The sequence below is a fragment of the Flavobacterium sp. KH_001 genome, from assembly GCF_057840745.1.
Genome location: NZ_CM174520.1, coordinates 144,159 through 166,612, shown reverse-complemented (window position 1 = coordinate 166,612; position 22,454 = coordinate 144,159). Strand labels below are relative to the sequence as shown.

The following is a 22,454-nucleotide window of genomic DNA, read 5'->3' as shown; positions in this document are numbered from 1 at the left end:
AAAAATAAAATGAAAAAAATTATTATGGCTGCTGTTGCAGTAATGGCATTTGCTTTTTCAAATGCTCAAGAAGTTAAATTTGGAGTAAAAGCTGGTGTTAACTTTGCTAATCTTGGTGGAGATGCTGATGGATCTTCTCTAACAGGATTTCATGTTGGAGGTTTAGCTGAAATTAAATTATCAGATAAATTTGCAATTCAACCAGAGATTTTATATTCTGCACAAGGATCAGATTTTAGTGAAGACGGTTTTGATGATGAATTAAAGATCTCTTATTTGAATGTTCCAGTTATGGCAAAATATTATGTAATTGATAAACTTAGTATTGAAGCTGGGCCACAAGTAGGATTTTTATTATCTGCGAAAGAAGAAGGAGAAGATGCTAAGGATTTTTTAAACTCTGTTGATTTTGGAGTTAATTTTGGTGCAGGATATGATTTTACAGAAAACTTTTTTGCAGGAGTTCGCTACAATGTAGGATTATCAAATGTTGCTGATACTGAAGATAGTGATGATTTTAAAATGAACAATAGTGTATTCTCAGTATCTGTAGGATATAAATTCTAATTAATAAGATTAAAATAATCAAAACCTTCCAAATTTTGGAAGGTTTTTTTGTTTACGTGTTTATTTCATTTTTTGTGTATAGGGATAATTTTTTTATCGTTATAACATTATTGTAAAAAAACAAATTATTTTTTATTAAGTATATTTCTATATTTGACCTATTAATTTTAACCCAAAATCAAATAAAAAATGAAAAGAATTTTTTTAGTTGCTATTGCAGTAATGGCGTTTGGATTTACAAATGCTCAACAAACAAGGTTTGGAATAAAAGGAGGTCTTAATATAACAACGGTATCTGCCGGAAGTGATTACTGGGATGCTAGTTCTTTAGTAGGTTTTCAACTTGGAGGTTTCGCTGAGATTAAAATTATTGAAAGATTGGCTATTCAGCCAGAGATTTTGTTTTCTACACAAGGCGCTAGTTTTGATACTCCAATTGGTGATTTTGATGACAAATTAAATTATATAAATGTTCCTGTTTTAGCTAAGTTCTATATTACAAAACAATTTACTGTTGAAGCTGGACCACAATTAGGATTTTTAGTATCAGCTAAAGAAGAAGGTCATGATGTGAAAGATGATTTTAAATCAGTAGACACTGGATTCAATTTTGGAGCTGGTTACAATTTTACAGACAATGTTTCTGTAAATCTTCGTTATACCGTTGGTTTGTCTAATATTGCAGATTATGATGTTGATGATGCAGATGAATATTTTGATAGCCCAAAAAATAGAGTTTTAGCCTTGACTTTAGGATATAAATTCTAAAGAAGTATTAAAAGATATAAAAAAACCTTCCTGACCCGGGAAGGTTTTTTTATGCCTAAAAATCACTTACTTTGTAAATATGAGCTGGAACAGATATATAAAAGATTATCAATCGTATTTGCGAATCGAAAGAGGTTTGTCTAAAAATACCATCGAAAATTATGGTTTTGATATTGAACGACTTTGTCTTTTTTTAGATGGAAATAAAATGGAGGTTTCGCCATTAAAAATTACAGATGAAACCATTCAGCAGTTTATCTATCATGTTTCTAAGGAATTGAATCCGCGTTCTCAGGCGCGTATTATTTCAGGATTAAAAAGCTTTTTCAACTATTTAGTTTTTGAAGATTATAGAAACGATAATCCTTTAGAATTAATTGAAACACCAAAAACAGGTCGTAAATTACCGGACACTTTAGCGGTTCAGGAAATTGACGCTCTTATAGGAGCAATCGATTTAAGTTCCAATGAGGGCGAACGAAATCGGGCGATGCTGGAAACTTTATACGGTTGTGGACTTCGGGTTTCAGAACTCGTTTCTCTCAAAATTTCTGATTTATTTTTTGATGAAGGTTTTATAAAAATTACCGGAAAAGGAAATAAAGAACGTTTTGTACCAATCGGAAAATTGACGCAGAAATATATCCAGATTTATCAGAATGAAGTCAGAGGTAACTTAACTATTAAAAAAGACTGTGAAGATACCTTGTTTTTGAACAGAAGAGGAAATCAGTTAACGCGGGCAATGATTTTTACTATAATAAAAGATTTAGCTGTAAAGATTGGTCTTAAAAAAAATATCAGTCCCCATACACTTCGTCATTCTTTTGCAACGCATCTTCTGGAAAATGGTGCCGATCTAAGATCAATTCAATTAATGCTTGGTCATGAATCAATAACAACTACTGAAATTTATGTGCATTTGGACAGAAGTTTTTTAAAAGAAGTAATGCATTCTTTTCATCCACGGAAATAACTTTTTTTCCAAGAGACTCTGTTTTTATCTCAAAAATTAATATATTGTATGATAAATTCTATTAAATGCAGATAAAATCGACGAACTGCATTTTTTTGGTTTTAATCAGTCAATTTTACATAAAAGGTACTATATGGTTTTTGATTTATATGAAAATGATGATTGCTTAGAGATTAATAATTTTTATAAAAAATTATTAGCTGAAATGCCCGATTTGCTTTTTCAGTTTGTAATAGACCGAGACAATAATTATACTTTCCCACTTGTAAGTAAATCGGCTGATGATATTTTTGAGTTTTCTGCGGCAGAGTTTACAAATGATATTAAGTTTCTTATATACGACAGGATTTTTCCTGCTGACAGAGAGTTTTTTTTTCAGTCTTTGGTCAAAGCACGCAGGGAAGTAAAGCCCTGGGAAATAGAGTTTAGAGCTACTTTGCCAAAAAAGGGTTTACGCTGGTTTAAAATCTCCTCAAAAACAGAAAAGTCTATTGCTGATAGCGTTAGCTTTTTTGGGCATGTTTCTGATATTACCGAGCTTAAGGATAAGGAAGAAAAATTGCGTATTTCAGAAGAACGATTTCAGTTTGCCCTTGATGCCTCGACAGTTGGTATTTGGGATTGGGATATGGTGACCAATAGTGTTTTTTATTCTTCATTATCACTTAAAATTCTGGAATTAGAATCAACAGACATCTTTGATGATCCGGAGCGCTGGGATAAAATTGTCCATCCGGATGACCTCCCAAAATATTATTCTGATATTCAGGAACACTTTGATAATAAAATACCTTACTACGAAAATTATCATCGCGTAATGACTTCAAGTGGTAATTACAAATGGATTCTCGATCGTGGAAAAGTAATTAAGCGTGATGAAAACGGAAAGCCATTGCGTGTGTTAGGAACGCATACGGATGTCTCTTTGCAAAAAGAAAAGGAGTTGGAGATTATAAAAACGATGAAGTTATACAGCGATCAAAACAGTCGTTTGTTGAATTTTTCACATATCGTTTCGCATAATCTAAATACGCAGGCCGGAAATATAAAGTCGATTTTAGACTTTATTGACGCCGATGTTGATAAACAAACTGTCAGTGAAATGTTAGTGCATTTAAGAACAGTTTCTAACGATTTGAATGATACGATTTCGAATTTAACACAAATCGTAAAAACACAGAGTAATATTAATATTGCCGTTGTTCCGTTAAAACTGTGCGAGTACATCGAAAAAACAATTACCACGATAAGAGGATATGACAAACAGAAGAATGTTACGATTGTAAATAATGTACCGAATTATTTAACGATTAATTTTAATCCTGCTTATCTTGAAAGTGTTTTACTGAATTTTACAACAAATGCTATAAAATATGCTCATCCGGATCGGGATCCAATTGTTGTTTTTGATTTTACGATTGAACCAGAAGGTCAAAAATCATTAAAAATTACAGATAATGGTTTGGGGATTGATTTGGCGGTTCATGGCGATCTTTTATTCGGAATGTATAAAACCTTTCATAAGCATGAAGAAGCACGCGGAATTGGTCTGTATATTACCAGAAATCAAATAGAAGCGATGAAAGGAACTATTTCTGTTGAAAGTGAAGTAGGAGTAGGAACAAGTTTTAAAATTGTATTCAGCGATCTATAAGAGTTGAAAATTGGTATAAAACAACAAAGGCTATCTTGAAAAAGATAGCCTTTGTTGTTTTTATAAAGAATGGAGATTACTTCGCGATATTAACCGCTCTGGTTTCTCTAATTACTGTTACTTTAACCTGACCTGGGTAAGTCATTTCTGTTTGGATTTTTTGTGAAATCTCAAAAGATAAGTTTGCTGCATTATCATCAGAAACTTTTTCGCTTTCTACAATTACACGAAGTTCTCTACCAGCCTGAATTGCATAAGCATTTTTCACACCTGTAAATCCGTAAGCAACTTCTTCAAGATCTTTCAAACGTTGTATGTAAGAATCTAAAACCTGGCGTCTTGCTCCTGGTCTTGCTCCTGAAATAGCATCGCAAACCTGAATAATCGGAGACAATAATGATTTCATTTCGATCTCATCGTGGTGAGCTCCAATCGCGTTGCAAACTTCTTCTTTCTCGCCATATTTTTCTGCCCATTGCATACCTAATAAAGCATGGGGTAAATCACTTTCAGTATCCGGCACTTTTCCAATATCGTGAAGTAAACCAGCTCTTTTAGCTAATTTTACATTTAAGCCTAATTCGGCTGCCATGATACCACAAAGTTTAGAAACTTCTCTTGAGTGTTGTAATAAGTTTTGTCCGTAAGAAGAACGGTATTTCATTCTACCCACAACTTTAATCAATTCAGGGTGTAATCCGTGAATTCCTAAGTCGATTACTGTACGTTTACCTACTTCAATAATTTCATCATCAATTTGTTTAGCTGTTTTAGCAACAACCTCTTCAATTCTGGCCGGGTGAATACGTCCGTCTGTTACTAATTTGTGCAATGACAAACGAGCAATTTCTCTACGAACAGGATCAAAACAAGAAAGGATGATAGCTTCCGGTGTATCATCAACAATGATTTCAACTCCGGTTGCAGCTTCAAGAGCTCTAATGTTACGTCCTTCACGACCAATAATTCTACCTTTTACATCATCAGATTCAATGTTAAATACAGAAACGCAATTTTCTACTGCCTCTTCTGTTCCAACTCTTTGAATGGTGTTGATGATAATTTTTTTAGCTTCTTGCTGTGCAGTAAGTTTTGCCTCTTCAATTGTGTCCTGAATATGAGACATAGCTTTACTCTTAGCTTCGGCTTTTAAACCTTCTACTAATTGTTCTTTTGCTTCCTCAGCAGAAAGCCCTGAAATTACTTCTAGCTGTTGTAATTGGCTTTTGTGTAATTTGTCAACCTCTGCTTGTTTTTTATCTAAAACTTCAATTTTGTTGTTGTATTCGGCTGTTTTAGCTTCAAAATCATCGTTTACTTTCTTAGCTTTAGAAAGTTCATTTGATATTTGTGATTCTTTATCGCGAACTCTTTTTTCTACTTCGGCAACTTTCTTGTCTCTTGCTAAAATAACCTGTTCGTGCTCTGATTTTAATTCGATAAAACGTTCTTTTGCCTGAAGGATTTTATCTTTTTTGATATTTTCTGCTTCTAAATTGGCGTCTTTTAAAATTGATGAAGCTTCTTTTTTCGCGTTTTTGATAAGGTTTGAAATATTACTTTTTTCGATAATTTTAGCTATTCCAAAACCTGCTGCAATACCTATTATACCTGAAATAATGATCGTTATGATGTCCATGTTTGTTTAAATTTATATATAAAAAAAGCCTACATTAATTGCTTGAATAAACTCGTAAAGACAAGTTTTGAGCTAACTCACTGTTCAAGTTTTCCCGATAAAATCGGGACGTACTATAGTAGCGACGATTCACTCACTTTAATTTGTTAGTGTTGAGTTTACCAATTGTGAACTAATGTAGGCAGTATCTTAGTTTCTGTAAAGAACGTTTAATTTTCGAGATATTGATCTAATAGCGAATTTAATCTTTTAATTCTTTCGATGGTTTCTTCGCCATCAATCACGTTGTCAATTTGTTTTTGTTCAACCTGTGATGCAAATTGTAATGCACACATAGCCAATACATCTTGTTTGTCACGAACCGCGTAACTTTCTTCGAATTGCTTTATCATAGCATCAATTTTCTTAGAAGCACTTCTAAGTCCTTCTTCCTGAGCGGGTTCAACCGTTAACGGGTAAACGCGGTCTGCAATTGATATTTTAATTCTAAGCTTTCCGTCCATGTTTTTCAATCTGATAATTGCGCTATACAGTAATCAATTTCGCGAATTAATGAATTTATTTTAAGCTTTGTCTCTCTCTTGTTATTGTCGCTGCCGAGCAACGAATTGGCTATTTTAAGTGTGTCATATTGCTTTTTCAAAGCCTCCATTTCTTCAGATTGTTTCTGGATGATTTGCGCAGCTTTGGCTAATTGTAATCGTAATTCCTGATTGTTATTCTCCAGGCCTTTTGATTTTTCAAAAAGCTTTTCGACTTTATATTCAAGAGTATCAATTATTTCGGCAATTACACTCATTATAAATCCTATTCATTACTTAATCATACAAAGTTAGTATTCCTTTTTATTAATGCAATTTTTTATCGATTTTTTTGCATTAAAAATAGACAAATAAATGAAATTCAATCAATTGTATTTTTGTCTTAATTATCGTCGGATTTCGCCTGTTATTTTTTTATCTTAGCAAAAATGTTCCTTATGAGATTTTCAGTACTTACCCTTTTATTTTGTCAAATTATTTTTGCCCAGACGCAATATCCTACAGATTATTTTGATCCGCCATTAGATATTCCAATGCAGTTGTCGGGGAATTTTGGGGAGTTGCGACCAAACCATTTTCATGCCGGTTTCGATTTAAAAACCAATCAAAGGGAAGGTTTAAATGTTTATGCAGTTGCAGAAGGGTATGTGTCAAGAATTAAAATTTCGACTTTTGGTAACGGAAAATGTATTTATATCACACATCCAAACGGATATACTTCTGTATACGGACATTTGCAAACTACACTTGGAGCCATTCAGGAGTATGTTCAGAAAACACACTACAAAGAAAAAGCTTTTGAAATTGAAATGTTTCCGAAACCGGGAGAATTGCCGGTTAGAAAAGGACAGTTAATTGCACTTTCGGGTAATACAGGCTCCTCTGAAGGACCGCACCTGCATTTTGAAATTAGAGATACTAAATCTGAGTTTGTTATTAATCCAATCTTTTTCGGATACGATAAAAATATAACTGACACTAAAAAACCAACCATTTCAAGTTTGTATGTTTATCCGTTGGATAACACAACGGTGAATCAATCGAAACAACCCTTGTTGTTAAATCTTGCGCTTCAGAAAGACGGAACTTATCTGGCAAGTAAAGTAAAAGCTAACGGGAAAATTGGTTTCGGAATTAATGCTGTTGATTTCGACAATGTTTCCGGAAATAGAAATGGCGTTTTTAATGTTTCGACTTTCGTTAACGGAAATCCAAATTACAATTATAAGTTTAATACGTATTCGTTTGATGAAATGCGTTATATAAATGCTTTGATTGATTATCCCAGATATAAAAAATCAGGACAGCGCGTGCAAAAGCTTTTCATGAAAACACCTTTTGCGTTAAGTATTATAAAAACGGATTCGCTTCGTGGAATTATTCCGGTCGAGCCGAATTTAGCTTCAACATATCGTATTGAAGTTTCGGATTATTTTGGAAATTTAAGCGCCATTACAGTTCCAATTGAATTTGATGCAGCAGCTCCAATCATTAATGAAGTTTCCGAAACTTCTAAATATTTTATAAAAGTCAATAAAGATTATAATTTTGAAAAAGAGAATATGTCGGTGTTTTTTCCGGCAGGAACTTTTTATGATGATTTCAATCTGAATTTTGATGTAAAAAATAATAAAATTTATATCCATGATGATGTGGTTCCGGTTCATTCTAATTTTACAATTACAATAAAAGACAGTACCTATTCAGAAGCATTACGAGATAAAGTTTTTATCGGAAGAGGTGGCAGCTATAATGCAACAGCCAGAAAAAATGATGTTTTTATTGCTAAATCTAAAACTTTGGGACAATTTGGTTTGGTACTCGATACAATCGCGCCAGTTATTAAAATCGCAAAACCAATTGAAGGTAAATCGGTCAGTGATAAAACAATTCAGTTTACAATAAGTGATAGTGTGTCTGGAATTAAATCTTATAACGGTTATTTAAACGGAGATTGGGTTTTGTTTGAATACGATAACAAAACAAGAAAAATAACGCACAAATTTGATAATACTTTATTAGCTGAGGGAGCAAATGATTTAAAAATAGAAGTGGTTGATAATGTGGGTAATTCTGCTATCTTTGAAACTCATTTTTTTAGAAGTCAACAAAAATAAAGCCACAACATTTGAGCCATCGTAAGTTAATATTTGTTTTCCTTTTTTTATGCAGCTGTGTTTCATTTGCTCAGAATGCACAAGTAAAAGGTATTATTTTAGATCAGGAAAATCGTCCGGTTCCAGATGTTAATATTGCGGCTCACGGAAATGTTGCGCAATCAGATTCAAATGGTTTTTTTGAAATTGAAGTTCCTTCCAATAAAAAAGTATCACTGATTTTTACTCATATTTCTTTAAAAATGATGAGTCTTGCGGTGAGTTTAAAACCAAATGAAGTTTTCGTTTTTAATCCCGTAATGAATAATTCCGAGGAGCAAATGGGGGAGGTGTTTGTATCTTCCAAAAATAAAAAACGTGTTCAGGGAATCACTACAATAGATGTTGCGACGATCAAAAAGATTCCCGGAGCAAATGCCGGAATCGAAAATATTCTAAAAACTTTGCCCGGTGTAAATTCAAATAATGAATTGAGTACGCAATATGCAGTTCGCGGCGGTAATTATGATGAAAATTTAGTTTACGTAAATGAAGTCGAAGTTTATCGTCCGTTTTTAATTCGTTCCGGTCAGCAGGAAGGATTGAGTTTTACCAATACTGATTTGGTTCAGAATGTTGATTTTTCAGCTGGCGGATTTGAAGCTAAATTTGGAGACAAATTATCGTCTGTCTTAGATATTACTTATAGAAAACCAACTCAGTTTGGAGCTGCTTTTGAAGCCAGTTTGCTTGGGGCAAGTGCAGCGGTTGATTTGGTTTCTAAAAATAAAAAATGGTCAGCAGTAACCGGAATCCGTTATCGCAACAATAGTTTGCTGGTAAATAGCCAGGATACCGAAACGAATTATACGCCAACTTTTGCTGATGTTCAAACGAATATTACCTATGAGATTTCTAAAAAATGGCAAATGAGTTTTTTAGGAAATATTTCTCAGAATAAATATTTGTACCAGCCTTTGACCCGCGAAACGAGATTCGGAACAATAGATCAGCCAATGGAGCTGAATGTCTATTATGAAGGACAGGAAAAAGATCAATATGATACTTATTTTGGAGCACTGAAAACTACTTATAAAGTTACTCCTGATTTTACTTTAAAGTTGATAGGTTCGTTATTTCATACAAAAGAACAGGAACACTTTGATATTTTGGCGCAATATCGTTTAGGAAATGTTACGGATGAAGGAGAACCGGAGGCAATTGATTTTACACGTGGAATAGGTTCTCAACTGAATCATGCCCGTAATGATTTGGATGCTTTAATTGCAAATGCGGAAATTAAAGGATTTAAAGAATGGAAGAATGACAGTCAGCTCGAATTTGGTTTAAAATATACCAGAGAATCTATTCGCGACAGAGTAGTGGAGTGGGAAGTAATTGATTCGGCCGGATTTTCTATAAATCCACCTTTGGTTATTTTGCCCAAAAATAATCAGCCTTATCAGCCGTATACCGGACCACTTTTGCCTTATCAGGATGTTCGTGCAACAAATTTTAATACGGTAAACAGATTTGCAGGTTATGCGCAATGGAATCAGAAAACTGCAATTGGTTCCAACCAGGTTTGGTATCATGTTGGAGCGCGTTTTCAAAGTTGGAATGTATCCGGAGCAGCTGTTGATGGTAAGAATCAGACTGTTTTTAGTCCGCGGGCACAATTTGCTATAAAACCGGATTGGGACATGGATATGGTTTTCAGGGTATCTGGAGGAATTTATTATCAGCCGCCTTTTTATAGAGAGCTGCGTGATGTAAACGGAGTTGTGAATCCAAATGTGAAAGCACAGGAATCAGTGCACATTGTTTTGAGTAATGATTATAACTTTAAAATGTGGGATCGCCCTTTTAAATGGGTGACGGAAGTTTATTATAAATCACTTTCTGATGTAAATGTATATTCAATAGACAATGTTCGAATTCGATATATCGCCAATAACAATGCAACTGCATATGCACAAGGTTTAGATTTTAGATTGAATGGAGAATTTGTTCCGGGAACCGAATCGTGGGTTAGTTTTGGTTATTTGAAAACCGAAGAGAACTACGAAAATAGAGGTTACATTGCCAGACCAACAGATCAGCGGTTAAAATTTGCCATGTTGTTTCAGGATTATATGCCGAATATTCCAAGTGTAAAATTATATCTGAATTTGGTTTACAATACTGGCCTGCCAGGCGGTGCGCCAGCCTATTCAGATCCGTATTTGTATCAAAACAGATTAAACGATTACAGAAGGGCAGATGTAGGTTTTGCCAAAGTTTTCGTTGATGCCAGTACCAAAACCGCTAAAGCAAATTGGTTAAAAGGTTTTAAAGAATTATCCGTTGGATTTGAAATTTTCAACCTTTTCAATAATCAAAACGCAATTACCAATACATGGGTTCGTGATGTGTATTCTAAAAACCAATACGCGATTCCAAATTATATGACTTCGAGAGTTTTTAATGTAAAAATTAATGCGAGGTTATGATAGAGAAACGTGAAAAAAGAAAAAGAATTTTTTACGTTCCGGGAATGATCTCGTTGGTTTGTATTCCGTTATTTTGTTTTTATCATTTTTATAAAACAGATGCTTTTAAAGTGGAGAAAAGTATGAATGTTTACTATCCATTAGATTCTATTGTAGAAAAACAACTTTCCCAACACACAAGAGTTTATAAGGAATTTAATTTTAATAATTCTGAGATCGCAGAAGGTAAAAAGTTGCACAACCTTCAGTATGTTTTAAGGAAGTTATATCGTGAAAATGATACTATAAATGGGGTTAAAATTCATTTAGGAAATAAAATGAATTACGAAGTTTATATTAGAATTTTAGATATTATAACCATAGAAAAAATACCTACATATGTACAATATAAAAACGATTTTTTTGTTTTAATACTTCCAAAGCGTAAGCCAAATAAGAATTTACCAAAATTAATTCTTTTTGAATGTGGATATGGTGAAGCTAACAAAATGTACTTTTTAGAACAAGAGAAAGAAAGGCAATTTCAGTATAATTTAGCATTGTATAAAAAATATGGGTTTCTTTTTTTAGGATATTTTGGAATTCTATTACTCAACATATTTGTATTAGTAAAATTCAATAAAAACCAAAATTACAATCAAAAATAGTATATTTGATAATTGAATATAATCTTAGTAAATGAAAAACTATCTAAAATATATCGCCTTAGTAATCATCGGAACAGTAGTGAGTTGTAAAGATGATGCTCAGAAACCGAAAGTAATTTATGATGCTTCAAATAAGGCAAAAGTTTTAACGAAAACCGATTCTACCCAAATTGAAGTGGCTGACTTGCCTATTCAGATGGAAGGAACGAATTATTTAATTCATCCGGTTGGAGATTTAAGAGTTTTTGAAAAAGGAACAAAAGCACGTTATGGTTCTTCTAGTGTGAATGATGTTAGTTTTACGATTTCAAACTTAGGTGAATATGAAATTACAGGTTATTTACAAAACCTGAAATTTCAAAGAGTAGACTCAGATTCTATCCGTGCTCTATCAGATAAACCAGTGTTGATTTTAACGGCTACTTATTTGAAAACAGTTGCAGATCATACTATAAATAAAATTATGGTGTACACTTTAACGGATTCTGACACGAATAAAGACGGGAAAATAGACACAGGCGACATTAAAACATTGTATTTGAGTGATATCAGTGGAGAGAATTTTACTAAAGTTTCACCGGATCTTCAGGAATTAGTGGATTGGAATTTGATCGAATCTAAAAATCGCATTTATTTTAGAACTATTGAAGATACTAACCAAAATGGACAATTCGATAAAAACGATGTCTTGCATTATAACTATATTGATTTGATGTCTAAAAAATGGGAAGTTAAAAATTATAAACCGATCTAGAATCTTAGATTGTTGATTTTAGATTTTAGATTGAAAATATTATAAAAAGCCATTAAAGTAAAATTTTTAATGGCTTTTTTATTTTGATAAAGAGCCGGTAGGCTCAATAAATTTTGTAGGGCTGGACTTCAGTCCAGTTTATAGATAATGTTTTAATTAGATCAAAATATCGCTTTCCAAATCTGATTTTTCTATTTCAAAACCAAATCCCAGACGTTCTACCAGTTCAATAACGAGTTTTTTATACCAGTTTTCTGATTTTGGATGAATGTATATCTTTTCAATCAATTGATTGATGTCAACATTGATTTTAATACCATCGTTTAGCTTAATCTTACTTTTCGAAGTATCGGTAATAATGCGGACTTCGCGCTCATACTGAAAGCTTTTTCGTTTAAACAAAAACGGGAAAAATAAATCATCAAACGGAATGTATTCTTTTTTGTAATCGATGTAATTTACCTCACCAATATACTGATCAAAATTATTTTCTGGTTTTACAGCTTTTTGTAATCTTCCAATTGTCGACTGAATCGCTAAACCTTCACTGTTTTGCGTAAAAATCTGCCACATGGCAAACGATTCGTATTCGTTGATATGCCAGCTGCTAATAGCAACTTGTTCGCGCTGTGTTTTGTAATATTTTAAAAAGTCGGGATTATCAATGGCTAGTTTCTTAATCTCTTCAAAAGTAGGTTCACTAAACGTGCCCTCATATTGATCTTCGAATTTATCAGAACGGGACATGAATAACTTTTTCGAAAGTAGTAAATCAAGAAATTTAGATAGGTCAAGGTACTTCCAGACAATAGTATCGGGGTCGTCAGGAAGTTTTATGTTCGGATTATTAAGATACATTTTTAGAAAATTAAATAATCTACATAAAGTTAGAAAATTAAACACAGATTAAAGAAATTAAATATAGTTTTAATATTTCCTTAATCTGTGTCTCTGTGAATAAGCTGTTCTTTTAATCTTTAAGATTCAAAAGATTGCATTGTAACCAATTTGTTGTAAGTGCCATTATGCGCTATTAGTTGGTCGTGAGTTCCTTGTTCAACGATTTTTCCTTTTTGCATTACGACAATAACATCTGCTTTTTGAATAGTTGAAAGGCGGTGTGCGATTACGATCGAAGTTCTGTTTTGCATCATATTCTCTAAAGCAACCTGAACAAATTTTTCGCTTTCCGTATCCAGTGCAGAAGTTGCCTCATCCAAAATCATAATTGGAGGGTTTTTTAATACCGCTCTGGCAATAGATAGACGTTGTTTCTGACCTCCTGAAAGTTTGTTTCCGCTGTCACCAATATTAGTGTAAATTCCTAAAGGAAGATCTTTTACGAATTCAAAAGCATTTGCAATTTTTAAAGATTCAATAATTTCATCATCAGTAGCGTCTAATTTTCCTAAAGCGATATTAGCTTTGATGGTGTCATTAAAAAGAATGCTGTCTTGCGTAACCAATCCCATTAAACTACGCAGTGATTGCAAATTCATGTCTTTGATGTTGATTCCGTCAATCGAAATCGTTCCGTCATTCACATCATAAAAACGGGTAAGCAAGTTTGCAATAGTACTTTTTCCACTTCCGGATTGTCCAACTAAAGCAACAGTTTGTCCTTTTTTAATTTCAAGTGAAAAGTCTTTTAGAACCGTTTCATTTTCATACTTAAAATTAATATTCTGAATGTTTATATTACTGTCAAAAGTTGTTTTTTCAATTGCATCAGGTTTTGAAACAATTGGATTTTCCTGATCTAAAATTTCAAGAACACGTTCAGCAGCGGCGTTTCCTCTTTTTACGCCGTAAGAAGCTTTAGAGATTGCTTTTGCAGGTGTTAGAATGTTATAAGCTAATCCCATATAGGCAATAAAGGAAGGGCCACTCAGTGTTTTGTCGATCAAAACCATTTGCCCTCCATACCATAATAAGATAGCAATAACGGTAATTCCCATAAACTCACTTGCTGGCGAAGCTAAATTCTGGCGATTACCAATGCTATTAGATAAATTAAAAAAACGTTCAGTTGAATTTTGAAAAACCGAATTAAAGTAGTTTTCAGAATTATATCCTTTTACGACTTTCAATCCGCCAATAGTTTCTTCAATAGTAGATAAAAAAGTACCTTGTTCCTGCTGTGCTTTAGTCGATTGTTTTTTTAGTTGTTTTCCAATTAAGGAAATAATATAACCTGATACCGGAATAAAAATAAAAACAAACAGTGTTAGCTTAGTGCTAATAATTAGCATTGTTGTTATGGTAAAAACTATAGTTAATGGTTCTTTTACAATAAGTTCCAATATGGCTAAAAATGAGTTTTGTACCTCATTTACATCAGCAGATATTCTGGAAATAACATCTCCTTTTCTTTTCTCGGAATAAAATGCCAAAGGAAGTTCCAGTGTTTTTTTATACATCGCATTTCGCATGTCTTTTAAAACGCCATTTCGCAAAAAAGTGATAAAAAACATGGCTAAGTAATCTGCTAAGTTTTTTAATAAGAAGATTGAAATTATAATCGCTACCATTATAGATAAAATGTAGCCAGGATCATGATTACCTTTTGTAGTAGTTATGTAATAGCTCAAATAATCCTCACCATATTGCTGGAGTTTTAAAATTCCTTGATAGACTGGTTTTATTTTTCTCTCTTTATTTTGGTCAAATAATACCTGAAGCATCGGTATTAAAGCAACAAACGAAAGTGTACTGAAAAGTGCATACAAAACATTGAAAAAGATGTTTAAGAATGCGTATTTTTTATACGGATATATAAAAGGAACTATTTTTTTGAAATTACTCATTTATTTTTTGATGTTATTTTCTGCTATAGCAATGGCTTTTTTCCAGTTTTCTAGCAATAATTTTTTTCTGGTAACTGGGTTAAATGTGCTGATACTTTTATTTGTTGTGGAAATTTTTTACTGCACAAAATTAATCCAATTGGTTTATTTTTAATTTCTTTTTGCTTTTTTTTATAAAAAAAACTCCAATTTACATTATTTCTAAATGTAAATTAGAGTTCTATATATTGGATATGCTTAATTGTGCAGACAGTGTCTGCGCAATTGTAATTTGATTATAAAGAGTTTGTCACTCATTATTATTACTTCAATTGCATTCCTGCAATGATATTTTCTATTTTCTGATCTAAAAATTTTTCTGCAGCATCAAAATCCTGAACTGATTCTAATTCGGCATTTACACTAATGTAGAATTTGATTTTTGGTTCAGTACCACTTGGTCTTGCACATATTTTAGAACCGTCTTCTGTATAATAAATCAATACATTCGATTTCGGAATATCCATTACAGATTCTTCATTAGTCAATAAATTCAAAGCAACTGATGATTGGTAATCTTCCACCATAATTACTCTTTGTCCACTGATTTCTTTCAAAGGGTTTTCGCGTAAATCAATCATCATCTGATTGATTTCTTCCAATCCTTCCATTCCTTTTTTTGTCAATGAAACCAAATATTCTTTGTAAAAACCATTTTCAACATAAAGTTGTAAAAGTTCTTTGTAAACAGAGCTTCCAGCAGCTTTTGCCTGAGCAGCAACTTCACAAATCAATAGGGTAGCAGCAACAGCGTCTTTATCTCTAACGGCATCACCTACCATAAAACCAAAGCTTTCTTCACCTCCTCCAATAAATTGAAGTTCCGGGAAATCTTTAATCATTTTGGCAATCCATTTAAAACCGGTCAAACCAACTTTGCATTCTACGCCATAACTTGTCGCTAATTCCATTATCATTGGAGTGGATACAATTGTAGAACCAACGAATTGTTTCCCGTTAATTTTTCCGGCTTTTTTCCATTGTTTCAATAAGAAAGAAGTCATTAAAACCATCGTCTGATTTCCATTCAATAAAATCATTTTGCCATCATTATTTCTAACAGCAACACCAAGACGATCGCAATCAGGATCTGTTCCAACAACAATATCCGAATTTGTTTTATCAGCTAATGCTAAAGCCATAGTCAAAGCTTCCGGCTCTTCTGGATTTGGTGATTTTACTGTTGGGAAATCGCCATCTGGGATAGCTTGTTCCGGTACAATATGTACATTTTTGTAACCTGCCTGAGATAATGTGTCAGGAACAGATTTTATTGAAGTTCCGTGCAATGAAGTAAAAACAATTTGTAAATTATCTTTTGCTTCAGCCGGCGTATTAAAACTGGCATTTTCAATAGAAGATTTCACAAAAGCCTTATCAATTTCAGTATCGATATATTTAATTAGGCTTTCGTTTGCGTCAAACTTAATTTTGTCGTAACCTAAATTTTCAATTACATTAATAATAGCAGTATCTTGCGGAGGTACAATTTGTCCACCATCTTCCCAATATACTTTGTATCCATTGTATTCCGGTGGATTATGTGAAGCTGTAAGAACAATTCCGCATTGGCAGCCTAAATATTTAAGCGCAAAAGATAATTCCGGAGTTGGTCGTAAATCTGAAAACAAATAAACCTGGATTCCGTTTGCAGAGAAAACATCAGCTACAACTTTAGCCAAGGTATTACTATTATGACGGCAATCATAAGCGATAACAACTTTTAAAGGCTGATTTGGAAAAACTTCATGTAAGTAATCAGACAAACCCTGAGTGTTTTTTCCAAGGGTATATTTGTTAATTCTGTTGTTTCCAACGCCCATAACACCACGCATTCCTCCCGTTCCAAATTCAAGATTTTTGTAGAAACTCTCTTCAAGTTCTTTAGGCGATGTTGTCATTAATTCTTTAACTGCCGCTTGTGTTTCTTTATCAAATGTTGGAGTCAACCATTCGTTTACAGCATTCAATATATTAGGTGCTATATTCATCATTCGTATCTTTTTTATGTTTAAATAGTAATAATTTTCAGGAGCTGATCCTGCTGTCCACTATATCTTTTGCGTTCGCCGCTGCGAACACAAAAGGATACCGTTCCCATGAGGGCTAGGCGTTTTCGTTAAAAATTAACCTCTCGGGCAACTTTATAACGTGCTTCGTTGCTTTTAGTGCGTAAAATAATTTCACCAAGAAAACCTGCCAAAAACAATTGTGTTCCTATTATCATTGATGTTATTGACAAATAAAAATGCGGTCTTTCTGTAATTAAACGGCTGGTTTTATGAATGAATAATTTATCGATTCCTAGATATAAAGCTAATAAAAATCCAATCATAAACATAATGGATCCTAATAAACCAAATAAGTGCATCGGTCGTTTTCCAAATCTTGATAAAAACCAAATGGTAATTAAATCCAGAAAACCGTTAATAAAACGATCCATCCCGAATTTCGTTTCGCCATATTTGCGAGCCTGATGGATTACAACTTTTTCGCCAATTTTATTAAAGCCGGCATTTTTTGCTAAAACCGGGATGTATCGGTGCATTTCACCGGATACTTCGATGTTTTTTACAACCGTATTTTTGTATGCTTTTAATCCACAGTTAAAATCATTCAATTCAACTCCAGAAGTTTTTCTGGCCGCCCAGTTAAACAATTTAGAAGGAAGATTTTTTGCTACCACAGAATCGTAGCGTTTCTTTTTCCAGCCTGAAACCAAATCAAATTTTTCTTTGGTAATCATTTCGTATAATCCAGGAATCTCGTCCGGACTATCTTGCAAATCGGCATCCATGGTAATAATGACATCACCTTTTGCTTTGGCGAAACCAGCATGCAAAGCCTGCGATTTTCCAAAATTCTTCATGAAACGAACTCCTTTTACATTCGGGTTTTCGTTTGAAAAACTTTCAATAATATTCCAAGAATCATCCGTACTTCCATCATCTACAAAAATGATTTCATAAGAGTAATTGTTAGATTGCATCACTTTAATAATCCACGAATAGAGTTCTTGAAGTGATTCCTCCTCGTTTAGAAGCGGTATAAGTATAGATAAATTCATTTATTTTTTTATTCTTGTGTAGTTTTGCTTTTGAAAAATGCCGCGAAAATTAAACCAAAAATGGCACTGATTACAATTGCAAAAACAGATCCTTTCAATAATTCTAAAGTCGAATACGGATTGCTTAGTTTCATTTTTGCAATAGTTTCATTAATGGCTGATGCCGGAGTTCCAAATTTTTGCATCATTCCAACTGTATATTTAATCATTAATTCGCTTAAAGTGTCTTTCGCACCCGGATCAATAACATTAAATAGAATAATATTAAAAAAAGTCGAAATCAGAATTCCGATTACTGCAGCAATAAAATAAGTGGTAAAAGCTTCTTTAAAGCTAAAAACACCATTTAAATCTTTTTTTGTTTTAGAAAGTAAAATGATAGAAATAGTTAAACTAATAGCGATTCCTAATAATCCCATCCACCATGCTGTGAATAAATTTAAATCAACCGCATAGATAGTTGCAGTTATTAAAGCAGATGCAATTCCAATCATTACACCGTAAGTAATCCCGTTCTTTTTTATAACTTCATTAATCATATTTCTATATGTTTTAAAATTAATCCACAAATATAGCAATTCCCAATATAATCAGGGATAAAAAAAGCTTTTTGAATTTTACTAAAAAAAACGAGCTAAATGTTTGTTTATTAAAAAAGAATTGTAAATTTGCACACTCAAAAATAATTAAATTTTTAAACAAAAAAGAGTAGCCTTTGTTTACACCTTTTTCTAACCATGGAAAAGCTTCAAAATAAAAATACTCTAAACAATAAATAAAAGAAAAGATGAAAAAAGGAATTCACCCAGAAAATTACAGATTAGTTGCATTTAAAGACATGTCAAATGACGAAGTTTTTATCACTAAATCTACTGCAGATACAAAAGAAACAATTGAAGTTGACGGAGTTGAGTATCCAGTTGTAAAAATGGAGATTTCTAGAACATCTCACCCTTTTTATACTGGTAAATCTAAACTTATCGATACTGCAGGACGTATTGACAAGTTCAAAACTAAATATGCAAAACACGTTAAAAACTAATAACTGTTTTTATTCATACAAAAGCCTTCCAATTTGGAAGGCTTTTTTTATGTATTTAAATTACGCATAAATTTTCGCCACGAATTCACGAATTAGTTTTTATGTTTAAGTTTTAAATAATTTGTGAATTCGTGGCGAAAAAAAAACAATTGTATTTGTCTTTTTGTATGTCAACATGCTTTATCGAACAAATAAAATATTTGTAACTTTGACCTCGATAACCAAATCAAAATTTTAACAAGTACCAAATTTTTTATATATGAATTACATTCTTTTTGACGGTCCAGTCCGGAATGCTTTATTGCCTTTTACTTTTACCAGGCCGGTGGCTGATATTTTAATCGGAATTATGACGATTCGTCAAAAATGGGAAGCGCGCTTGGGTTCAACCATAACAACTATTACTGAGGATTATTTATCTGTCAAGTTTCCGATGGTAGAAATGGAAGAAAATGTAATGATAAATGCTGCGTATTTACCAAATGATACTCTTGCTGAAATGGTTTCTGATTTAAAAGAAAATCAGGCAATTTTTAAAGGAGAGGATGTTATTGCTTTTTTTACAACAGAAAATCAGGAAGAAGTTGATTTCGATTCGTACGAAATCATTCAATATAACGGCGATTGTTTGACGGTTGAACATACCTGGGATATTTTTTCGAAAAATGATGCTGCCATTCGTGCTGATTTTGCTTTCTTAACAGAAGACAGAAAATCACAGGCAATTCCAAAAAGTGTAAATGTAATTGCTCCGGAAAATATATTTATTGAGGAAGGAGCAAAATTAGAGTTTGTAACGCTTAATGCTTCAACGGGTCCTATATATATAGGTAAGAATACTGAAATTATGGAAGGAACCGTAATTCGCGGCCCATTTGCTTTATGCGAAAATGCCATGGTAAAAATGTCGGCTAAAGTTTATGGAGCGACAACTGTTGGACCTGGATCGCGTATTGGAGGAGAGGTTAAAAACTCAGTTCTTTTTGCAAATTCAAATAAAGGGCATGAAGGTTTTTTAGGAGACTCTGTGTTAGGTGAATGGTGTAATATTGGGGCAGATACTAACAACTCAAACCTGAAAAATAATTACGAAGAAGTAAAATTGTGGAGTTATGAAACAGAGGGTTTTGCTAAAACCGGGCTTCAGTTTTGTGGTTTGATGATGGGAGATCATAGTAAATGCGGAATCAACACGATGTTCAATACCGGAACTGTAGTAGGAGTGAGTGCAAATATTTTCGGAAGTGGTTTTCCTCGCAATTTTGTTCCGAGTTTTTCCTGGGGTGGAGCTGCAGGGTTTACAACTTACGTAACCAAAAAAGCTTTTGAAACAGCAAAATTGGTTATGGGGCGCAGAAATATTGAATTCGACGAAACAGAATCTGCAATATTGGAGCATATTTTTGAAGAAACGAAAAAATGGAGAAAGGATTGATTAGATAATTAGTCAATTAGAAAATTAGAAAATTAGATAATTTTAGCAAACCCGACAGGTTTTAAAACCTGTCGGGTTTTGTTTGTTGTAGATTTAGGGAATTATCTAATTATCTCATTGTCACATTTTCTAATTCTTGAAATTATCTAATTATCTAATTGACAAATTGCCACATTTAGAATTGGCACATTATCTAATTAAAATCTATCTTTGCACCTTCAAAAAAACGCTTGCTAAGAAGTTTAATAATCTAAGCAGTCTAAAATCTAAAAATCTAAATGATTACAGTTAACGATATTTCGGTTCAGTTTGGTGGAACTACATTATTTAGCGATGTTTCTTTTGCTATCAATGAAAATGATAAAATTGCCCTTATGGGTAAAAATGGTGCGGGAAAATCGACACTTTTAAAAATAATTGCAGGTCAAAGCAAACCTTCTACCGGAAGTATTTCGACTCCAAAAGATGCTGTGGTAGCTTATTTGCCTCAGCACTTATTGACTAAAGATGGTTCGACTGTAATGGAAGAAGCTTCAAAAGCTTTTGGTGAGATTTTTAAAATGAAAGCCGAAATCGATGAAATCAACGAGCAATTAACTGTTCGAACTGATTATGAAAGTGATGCTTACATGAAATTGATCGAAAGAGTTTCTGACTTAAGCGAGAAATTCTATGCAATTGAAGAGGTGAATTACGAAGCTGAAGTTGAGAAAATTTTAGTTGGTTTAGGTTTTGAACGTGAAGATTTTACGCGTCAGACTTCTGAATTTTCAGGAGGATGGAGAATGCGTATAGAATTGGCTAAAATCCTTTTACAAAAACCGGATTTGATTTTGCTGGATGAGCCAACCAATCACATGGATATCGAAAGTATTCAGTGGTTAGAAGAATTTTTATTAAATCAGGCTAAGGCTGTTGTGGTGATTTCACACGATAGAGCGTTTGTAGATAATATTACAAATCGTACTATTGAAGTCACAATGGGAAGGATTTATGATTATAAAGCGAAATATTCTCATTATTTAGAATTAAGAAAAGACCGTCGTGTTCATCAACAAAAAGCATATGACGAGCAACAAAAGATGATTGCTGATAACAGGGCTTTTATTGATCGTTTTAAAGGGACATTCTCTAAAACGGATGCTGTTCAATCTCGTGTTAAAATGCTTGAAAAGCTAGTTATTGTTCAGGTTGATGAAGTGGATAATTCTGCATTAAAATTGAAATTTCCACCAGCAGCGCGTTCAGGACAATATCCTGTGGTTGTAAAAGATTTATCTAAATCTTACGGAGATCACGTTGTTTTCAAAGATGCCAATATTGTTATTGAAAGAGGGCAAAAAGTAGCTTTCGTAGGTAAGAATGGTGAAGGAAAATCGACTATGATCAAAGCGATCATGAAAGAAATTGGTATCGATGAAGGAAGTGTAGATATTGGTCATAATTCTCAAATTGGATATTTTGCCCAAAATCAGGCTTCATTGTTAGATGAAAATGCTACGATTTTTGAAACTATTGATGCAATTGCTGTTGGAGATATTCGTACACAGATCAAAAATATTTTAGGAGCATTTATGTTTCAGGGTGATGATATTACCAAGAAAGTAAAAGTACTTTCAGGTGGAGAGAAAACGCGTTTGGCAATGATTAAATTATTGTTGGAGCCAGTTAACTTATTAATTCTGGATGAGCCTTCAAATCACTTAGACATGAAGACTAAGGATATTATTAAAGATGCATTACGTGATTTTGACGGAACGTTAATTTTGGTTTCTCACGACCGTGATTTCCTTGACGGATTAGCGACTAAAGTTTTTGAATTTGGAAATAAAAGAGTAAAAGAACATTTTGAAGATGTTGCCGGTTTCTTGGCGCATAAAAAAATGGATTCTATGAGAGAGATCGAAAAATAATTTTTCAATCTATATG

The 22,454-nt window shown here is 33.1% G+C and carries 19 protein-coding genes; 11 read left to right on the top strand and 8 right to left on the bottom strand.

Translation table 11 applies throughout. The features are described 5' to 3' along the window. Positions 1–9 precede the first annotated feature (9 nt). From AC3ITQ_RS00780 to AC3ITQ_RS00765, 4 genes are all read left to right on the top strand, one after another. Positions 10–567: a porin family protein gene (locus tag AC3ITQ_RS00780; RefSeq protein ID WP_489236409.1), complete on the top strand. Its 558-nt coding sequence runs from the start codon at positions 10–12 to the stop codon at positions 565–567. 189 nt (positions 568–756) lie between these two features. Further along, positions 757–1,335 carry a porin family protein gene (locus AC3ITQ_RS00775; protein ID WP_489236408.1) on the top strand — a complete coding sequence of 193 codons (579 nt, stop codon included), beginning with the start codon at positions 757–759 and terminating at the stop codon, positions 1,333–1,335. Between the two features lie 79 nt (positions 1,336–1,414). Further along, positions 1,415–2,311 carry a site-specific tyrosine recombinase XerD gene (gene xerD / locus AC3ITQ_RS00770; protein WP_489236407.1) on the top strand — a complete coding sequence of 299 codons (897 nt, stop codon included), beginning with the start codon at positions 1,415–1,417 and terminating at the stop codon, positions 2,309–2,311. Positions 2,312–2,444: 133 nt separating this feature from the next. Continuing rightward, on the top strand, positions 2,445–3,965 hold the full coding sequence (locus AC3ITQ_RS00765) for a sensor histidine kinase (protein WP_489236406.1): 1,521 nt from the start codon (positions 2,445–2,447) through the stop codon (positions 3,963–3,965). Positions 3,966–4,041: 76 nt separating this feature from the next. Here the strand turns inward: AC3ITQ_RS00765 and rny are convergent, their stop codons facing one another. The 3 genes from rny to AC3ITQ_RS00750 all read right to left on the bottom strand — a co-directional run bounded on the left by rny (position 4,042) and on the right by AC3ITQ_RS00750 (position 6,403). Further along, a complete protein-coding gene (gene rny / locus AC3ITQ_RS00760) occupies positions 4,042–5,604 on the bottom strand; it encodes a ribonuclease Y (RefSeq protein ID WP_489236405.1) in 1,563 nt (520 codons plus the stop codon). 209 nt (positions 5,605–5,813) lie between these two features. Then, a complete protein-coding gene (locus tag AC3ITQ_RS00755; RefSeq protein WP_489236404.1) occupies positions 5,814–6,107 on the bottom strand; it encodes a cell division protein ZapA in 294 nt (97 codons plus the stop codon). 5 nt (positions 6,108–6,112) lie between these two features. Continuing rightward, the gene (locus AC3ITQ_RS00750) at positions 6,113–6,403 is read right to left on the bottom strand and encodes a hypothetical protein (RefSeq protein WP_072974471.1); all 291 of its coding nucleotides are present in this window, start codon (positions 6,401–6,403) and stop codon (positions 6,113–6,115) included. 180 nt (positions 6,404–6,583) lie between these two features. Between AC3ITQ_RS00750 and AC3ITQ_RS00745 the strand changes: the two genes are divergently transcribed. Genes AC3ITQ_RS00745 through AC3ITQ_RS00730 form a run of 4 tightly spaced genes read left to right on the top strand, consistent with a single transcriptional unit; the run spans position 6,584 to position 12,135 of the window. Beyond that, positions 6,584–8,263 carry a M23 family metallopeptidase gene (locus AC3ITQ_RS00745; protein WP_489236403.1) on the top strand — a complete coding sequence of 560 codons (1,680 nt, stop codon included), beginning with the start codon at positions 6,584–6,586 and terminating at the stop codon, positions 8,261–8,263. 11 nt (positions 8,264–8,274) lie between these two features. Beyond that, the gene (locus AC3ITQ_RS00740) at positions 8,275–10,734 is read left to right on the top strand and encodes a TonB-dependent receptor plug domain-containing protein (RefSeq protein WP_489236402.1); all 2,460 of its coding nucleotides are present in this window, start codon (positions 8,275–8,277) and stop codon (positions 10,732–10,734) included. Continuing rightward, on the top strand, positions 10,731–11,381 hold the full coding sequence (locus AC3ITQ_RS00735) for a hypothetical protein (protein ID WP_489236401.1): 651 nt from the start codon (positions 10,731–10,733) through the stop codon (positions 11,379–11,381). The genes AC3ITQ_RS00740 and AC3ITQ_RS00735 overlap by 4 nt, the downstream gene beginning before the upstream one ends. A 31-nt stretch (positions 11,382–11,412) precedes the next feature. Further along, a complete protein-coding gene (locus tag AC3ITQ_RS00730; RefSeq protein WP_489236400.1) occupies positions 11,413–12,135 on the top strand; it encodes a hypothetical protein in 723 nt (240 codons plus the stop codon). Positions 12,136–12,291: 156 nt separating this feature from the next. Here AC3ITQ_RS00730 and AC3ITQ_RS00725 read toward each other — a convergent pair whose 3' ends face one another. The 5 genes from AC3ITQ_RS00725 to AC3ITQ_RS00705 form a co-directional block, all read right to left on the bottom strand. Then, complete coding sequence (locus tag AC3ITQ_RS00725; RefSeq protein WP_489236399.1) at positions 12,292–12,993, bottom strand: DUF2971 domain-containing protein; 702 nt, start codon at positions 12,991–12,993, stop codon at positions 12,292–12,294. 119 nt (positions 12,994–13,112) lie between these two features. After that, on the bottom strand, positions 13,113–14,942 hold the full coding sequence (locus tag AC3ITQ_RS00720) for an ABC transporter ATP-binding protein (protein ID WP_489236398.1): 1,830 nt from the start codon (positions 14,940–14,942) through the stop codon (positions 13,113–13,115). 302 nt (positions 14,943–15,244) lie between these two features. Further along, positions 15,245–16,972 (bottom strand): phospho-sugar mutase, encoded by a 1,728-nt coding sequence (locus AC3ITQ_RS00715; RefSeq protein ID WP_489238875.1) that lies wholly within the window; start codon positions 16,970–16,972, stop codon positions 15,245–15,247. A gap of 128 nt (positions 16,973–17,100) precedes the next feature. Beyond that, entirely contained in the window at positions 17,101–18,048 is a 948-nt protein-coding gene (locus AC3ITQ_RS00710; RefSeq protein WP_194658401.1) for a glycosyltransferase family 2 protein, read from the bottom strand. Positions 18,049–18,056: 8 nt separating this feature from the next. Beyond that, the gene (locus tag AC3ITQ_RS00705; RefSeq protein ID WP_489236397.1) at positions 18,057–18,587 is read right to left on the bottom strand and encodes a DUF4199 domain-containing protein; all 531 of its coding nucleotides are present in this window, start codon (positions 18,585–18,587) and stop codon (positions 18,057–18,059) included. Between the two features lie 248 nt (positions 18,588–18,835). On the opposite strand from AC3ITQ_RS00705, the gene AC3ITQ_RS00700 reads away from it, so the two are divergent. The 3 genes from AC3ITQ_RS00700 to AC3ITQ_RS00690 all read left to right on the top strand — a co-directional run bounded on the left by AC3ITQ_RS00700 (position 18,836) and on the right by AC3ITQ_RS00690 (position 22,438). Further along, on the top strand, positions 18,836–19,090 hold the full coding sequence (locus AC3ITQ_RS00700) for a type B 50S ribosomal protein L31 (RefSeq protein WP_029272307.1): 255 nt from the start codon (positions 18,836–18,838) through the stop codon (positions 19,088–19,090). A gap of 259 nt (positions 19,091–19,349) precedes the next feature. Beyond that, positions 19,350–20,525 carry a GlmU family protein gene (locus tag AC3ITQ_RS00695; RefSeq protein ID WP_489236396.1) on the top strand — a complete coding sequence of 392 codons (1,176 nt, stop codon included), beginning with the start codon at positions 19,350–19,352 and terminating at the stop codon, positions 20,523–20,525. A 278-nt stretch (positions 20,526–20,803) separates the two neighbouring features. Beyond that, complete coding sequence (locus tag AC3ITQ_RS00690) at positions 20,804–22,438, top strand: ABC-F family ATP-binding cassette domain-containing protein (RefSeq protein ID WP_489236395.1); 1,635 nt, start codon at positions 20,804–20,806, stop codon at positions 22,436–22,438. The last annotated feature ends 16 nt before the right edge of the window (positions 22,439–22,454 follow it).

What these genes read in the sequence shown, in the direction of transcription:
- xerD (WP_489236407.1), top strand. Translation starts at nt 1,415, where the DNA reads ATGAGCTGGAACAGATATATAAAAGATTATCAATCGTATTTGCGAATC.
- AC3ITQ_RS00705 (WP_489236397.1), bottom strand. Translation starts at nt 18,587, where the DNA reads ATGATTAATGAAGTTATAAAAAAGAACGGGATTACTTACGGTGTAATG.
- AC3ITQ_RS00745 (WP_489236403.1), top strand. Translation starts at nt 6,584, where the DNA reads ATGAGATTTTCAGTACTTACCCTTTTATTTTGTCAAATTATTTTTGCC.
- rny (WP_489236405.1), bottom strand. Translation starts at nt 5,604, where the DNA reads ATGGACATCATAACGATCATTATTTCAGGTATAATAGGTATTGCAGCA.
- AC3ITQ_RS00700 (WP_029272307.1), top strand. Translation starts at nt 18,836, where the DNA reads ATGAAAAAAGGAATTCACCCAGAAAATTACAGATTAGTTGCATTTAAA.
- AC3ITQ_RS00690 (WP_489236395.1), top strand. Translation starts at nt 20,804, where the DNA reads ATGATTACAGTTAACGATATTTCGGTTCAGTTTGGTGGAACTACATTA.
- AC3ITQ_RS00750 (WP_072974471.1), bottom strand. Translation starts at nt 6,403, where the DNA reads ATGAGTGTAATTGCCGAAATAATTGATACTCTTGAATATAAAGTCGAA.
- AC3ITQ_RS00715 (WP_489238875.1), bottom strand. Translation starts at nt 16,972, where the DNA reads ATGAATATAGCACCTAATATATTGAATGCTGTAAACGAATGGTTGACT.
- AC3ITQ_RS00755 (WP_489236404.1), bottom strand. Translation starts at nt 6,107, where the DNA reads ATGGACGGAAAGCTTAGAATTAAAATATCAATTGCAGACCGCGTTTAC.
- AC3ITQ_RS00775 (WP_489236408.1), top strand. Translation starts at nt 757, where the DNA reads ATGAAAAGAATTTTTTTAGTTGCTATTGCAGTAATGGCGTTTGGATTT.
- AC3ITQ_RS00730 (WP_489236400.1), top strand. Translation starts at nt 11,413, where the DNA reads ATGAAAAACTATCTAAAATATATCGCCTTAGTAATCATCGGAACAGTA.
- AC3ITQ_RS00725 (WP_489236399.1), bottom strand. Translation starts at nt 12,993, where the DNA reads ATGTATCTTAATAATCCGAACATAAAACTTCCTGACGACCCCGATACT.
- AC3ITQ_RS00735 (WP_489236401.1), top strand. Translation starts at nt 10,731, where the DNA reads ATGATAGAGAAACGTGAAAAAAGAAAAAGAATTTTTTACGTTCCGGGA.
- AC3ITQ_RS00720 (WP_489236398.1), bottom strand. Translation starts at nt 14,942, where the DNA reads ATGAGTAATTTCAAAAAAATAGTTCCTTTTATATATCCGTATAAAAAA.
- AC3ITQ_RS00710 (WP_194658401.1), bottom strand. Translation starts at nt 18,048, where the DNA reads ATGAATTTATCTATACTTATACCGCTTCTAAACGAGGAGGAATCACTT.
- AC3ITQ_RS00780 (WP_489236409.1), top strand. Translation starts at nt 10, where the DNA reads ATGAAAAAAATTATTATGGCTGCTGTTGCAGTAATGGCATTTGCTTTT.
- AC3ITQ_RS00765 (WP_489236406.1), top strand. Translation starts at nt 2,445, where the DNA reads ATGGTTTTTGATTTATATGAAAATGATGATTGCTTAGAGATTAATAAT.
- AC3ITQ_RS00695 (WP_489236396.1), top strand. Translation starts at nt 19,350, where the DNA reads ATGAATTACATTCTTTTTGACGGTCCAGTCCGGAATGCTTTATTGCCT.